The following is a 4,258-nucleotide window of genomic DNA, read 5'->3' on the forward strand; positions in this document are numbered from 1 at the left end:
CCGCGCCGACCGGGGCGAGCGTGTCGCCGCCGACGCCGACCAGCGCCCACAGCGCGGACGGCGGCATGAGGTCCGGGTCGAGCTCCATCGCCTCCCGGTAGGTCGTCCGCACCGGCAGCTCGTCCACGTGGATCGGACGGCGGCCGCGCGGCAGCCGCCCGTAGCGGGACGCGGCGGCGCGCGCGATCTCCTGCAGCGCGGCGACCTGGGCCGTGCCGGACGGGTCGTCCGCGAGCAGCCCGATCTGCGACTCGCGCGGCGGGACGCCCGGCGCGACGACCTCCAGGACGCGGCCCGGCGGCATCGACGCGGGCACCTGGCGCTCCTGCAGCCCGGCGTAGCCGTAGTCGTTCGGGTCGGCCATCCGCATCACCAGCCGGCGGTCGAAGACGGTGGAGACCTGGCCGGTCAGGCCCGTCCGGTCGCCGGTGAACACCGCGCGCAGCCCGACGGCCGCGCCCTCGCGCAGCAGCCGCAGCGCCATGTCCACCAGGCGGCCGTAGTCGTAGGAGTCGAACGCCCCGACGAACCCCTCCCAGCGGTCGAGCAGCAGCACCATCCAGGGCAGCCGGTCGGCGGCGGCGACGGCGGCGCGCTGCTCCGACAGCGACGCGAAGCCCGCCTCGGCGAGCAGCTGCTGCCGCCGCGACACCTCCGCGCCGAGCGCGGTCAGCAGCCGCTCGCAGCGGTCGAGCTGGTCGCGGGTGACGACCGCGCCGCAGTGCGGCAGCGACACCATCGGCAGCAGCGCGCCCGCGCCGCAGTCGATCGCGTACAGGTGCGCGTCGAACGGCGAGCAGGCGGCGGCGAGCGACCCGGCGAACGTGCGCAGGGCCGTGGACCGGCCGGACCGGGCCGTCCCCGCGAGGTACAGGTGGCCGCCCTTCACCAGGTCGGCGACCAGCGGCTCGCGCGACTGGACGGACGGCAGGTCGGTCACCCCGAACGGCACCGCCGGGACGTCCACGACCGAGCCACCGGCGGCCGTGCGCGGCGCGAGCCGGACCCGCTCGGGCAGCGGCGACAGCCACGGCGACGGCTGCCGCCCGATCCCCGCGCGGCGCGCCGCGTCCTCGACCGCGCGGACCAGGACGGCCAGGTCGGTGACCGTCTCGCCGGACGCGTCGTCCGGCGCCTCGCGCGGCCCGGGCAGCGGGCGGCCGAGGCCCTGCCAGCCCACGGTGTGCACGTCGGCGCGGCCGGCGGGCGCGCCCGGCGCGGGCCGCCGCCCGCCGACCCGCGCGGTCTGCACCAGGCGCGGCTCGTCCACGCCGGACCGCACGTAGCAGCGGCCGGGCGTCGACTTGCCGATCTGCGCCGCCTCCGGCGTGTCGATCACGTCGGTGGACTCGTCCGGGTCGGTGACGCGCAGCGCGATCCGCAGGTTCGTGTTCGCGCGGATGTCGGCCGTCACCACCCCGGCCGGGCGCTGCGTCGCGAGGATCAGGTGGACGCCGAGGGACCGTCCGCGCCGTCCGATGTCCACCAGGCCGGTGACGAACTCGGGCAGCTCCGCGACCATCGCCGCGAACTCGTCGATCACCAGGACGAGCCGGGGCAGCCCGGCCCCGCCGGCGGCCTGGTAGTCGTCGATGTCCTTGGCGCCCGCGCCGAGCAGGATCTCCTCGCGCCGCCGCAGCTCCGCCGACAGCGACTCCAGCGCGCGCTCGGTCGCGTGGCCGTCGAGGTCGGTGACCATGCCGACGGTGTGCGGGAGGCGCGCGCAGTCGGCGAACGCCGCGCCGCCCTTGTAGTCGATCAGCACGAACGTCATCTCGTCCGGGCGGTTGGCGACCGCGAGCGAGGCGATGAGGGACTGCAGCAGCTCGGACTTGCCCGCGCCGGTCGTCCCGGCGACCAGGCCGTGCGGGCCGTCGTAGCGCAGGTCGACCGAGAACGGGCCGTCCGCGCCGTATCCGATCGGGACGCGGGTGGCGCGGCCGCCGGTCCGCTGCCACGAGCGGAGCACCGCGTCGGCGTCCGGCTCGGGCATCGCCAGCAGGTCGAGCAGGCGGGCGCCGCCGGGGACGGCGTCCTCGGAGTCCTGCCGCGACACGTCCCGGACGGGCGCCAGCGCGCGGCCGACCCGGTCGGCCCACGCGACCGGCACCCGGTCGGCCAGCACCGGGCCGATCGCGTCCAGGCCGTGCCCGCGCAGCCGGACGGCCGGGCCGTCCTGCTCGAACGCCGCGACGACGGCGCACTCCTCGGGGAGCAGCCGCTCCTCGTCGTCCACGCAGATCGCGTGGATGCCGTACTCGGCGCCGCGCGCGAGCAGCATCGGCATGCCCGGCTGGCGGCGCAGCGCCCGCGCGCCGTCCAGCACCAGCAGGATGTTGTAGGGGATCGCCTCGGGCGGTTTGCCCTGCCCGAAGAAGCTCTGCGCGGCCTGCGCGGCGCGGCGGCGCTCGCTCACCCGGATGGCCAGTTCGGTAATACGGTGCGCGAGCGATTCCGGATCCGACCCGACGAGGGCCGTGCACTCCTCGCCCTCGCGCGGACGGGTGTGCGGGAGCCACCGCACCCAGTTCCACTCCTCGCCCGCCTCCGCGTCCGCCGTGAGGACGACGACCGCCAGGTCGCGGGGGCTGTGCAGGGCCGCGGCCTGCGCGACCAGCCAGCGCGCGAGCCCGCGCGACGCGGCGCGCGGGCCGGTGATGCCGAGCACCCCGACGTCCGGCAGCGGCAGCGACACCGGGACGAGCCGGGACATCGGCACCTCGGGCGCCACCTCGTCCACGCTCGGGCCGCCGCCCGCGCGGCCGCCGCCCGCGGCGCGGCCACCGCTGGCGCCGCGCCGGCCGCGCGCGCCTCGCGCGACGGCGCGCCCGCCGCCGCTCCCGGCACCGGGGTTGGCGCTGGTCGCGAGGCCGCCGCTCAGACTCGACGACGGACGGCCCGGATGCGGGCCCTCGCTGCGGATCTCGATGAGCGCGGGCAGGTCGGCGAGGCCGAGCCGCAGGTGCAGCGCGTCCGGATCGGTCATGCGCCGCTCCCAGAGGCGGCGGCGCGGGCCGGTCGCGGTCAGCAGGATCTCGGCCGGGTCCGGGTCGGCGTCGCGCCGCTCCCGCTCGTCCTCGCGGCGCAGCTCGGCCAGGCGCGCCCCGAACGCGGCGGTCTGCTGCTCGTAGTCGCGCAGAGCCTTCTTGTACGACTTGCGGCCGTACATCCGGTCGCCGATCCACTCGCCGACCGTCATCACCGGCCAGGCGAGCGCGAACAGCGCCCACCACCACTGGCCCATCCCGAACGCCATGACCAGGCCGAACGCCGAGAACAGCAGCGCTCCGAACAGTCGCAGCCGCTCCTTCGGGTCGCGCTCGGGCCGCTTCGGGACGTCGATGCCCCGCTTCCGCACGGCGGGCTTCAGCCGCGGCGGACGGTTGAACGCCAGCCCGCCCTCGGGCAGCGGCTCCAGGTGCGTGTCGGGCTGCGCGCTGCGGGTCAGCATCAGGACGCTCGAACCGACCGCCAGCACGCTCCCGGTCGGCCACGGCCGCTTGCCGTCGAGCACGGCCCCGTCCAGGACGGCGTGCCCGAGCGTCCGCGCGGACGGCTCGACCTCCGCGCCGTCCCGTCCGATCGTGACCCGGAGTGACACTTCCGGGACGGACGGATCGTCCAGGGTGAGGTCGGCGCGCTCGCCGGACCCGACCGTGACCGTCCCGAACCCGGCCCGGTGCACCGGACCCGCCGCCGGACCGCCGACCACCCGCAGCTCGACCAGCCCGGACGGCTCAGCGAGGTCCGTCGCGGCGGCCGTGCGCCGCTCGACGCCGACCACCGCGCCGTCGCGCAGCTCGCGCGCCGCCGGGGCGCGCGGGTCGAGCATCCGGCCGTCGGCCCACAGGCCCTCGCCGCCCGCCGCGAGCGCCCGCGCGACCCCGTCGACGGTCGCGCGGTCGTCCACGTCCGCCACGACGTCCCGTGGCCCCTCCCGCGTCAGCGCCGTGAACGAGATCCGCATCCCAGCCCCTCTGTCCTGCGCCATCACAACGCCGTCCGCCACACTCCACGCCGTCCACGCCCGCGCGCGCAAAGCACAGCGCGCACGCGCCGCGCCCGCCGCACACACGCCCGCCGCACACGCCCGCCCGCGCACGCGGCCGCGTGGACCCGTGGGCCGGACGGCGGTGCGCGGGACGCGCGCCGCGATACCGCGGCGCACGTGGACGGCGGGGTGGCCGCACGACCGGCGTGGCCCGTGTCGACCGCGGCTTCACTGTAACGAGAAGGTCTGTCAGAGGCCCCTCCGGCG

The 4,258-nt window shown here is 77.4% G+C and carries 1 protein-coding gene; it reads right to left on the reverse strand.

Translation table 11 applies throughout. From position 1 onward, the window contains the following. Positions 1 to 3,967: type VII secretion EssC family protein (locus AB0J52_RS29835; RefSeq protein ID WP_500185944.1), on the reverse strand; the 3,967-nt coding region annotated here is incomplete at its 3' end. Between the last annotated feature and the right edge of the window lie 291 nt (positions 3,968 to 4,258).

Origin of the sequence: Spirillospora sp. NPDC049652, from assembly GCF_040675125.1 — a bacterium.
Classification (GTDB): domain Bacteria; phylum Actinomycetota; class Actinomycetes; order Streptosporangiales; family Streptosporangiaceae; genus Spirillospora.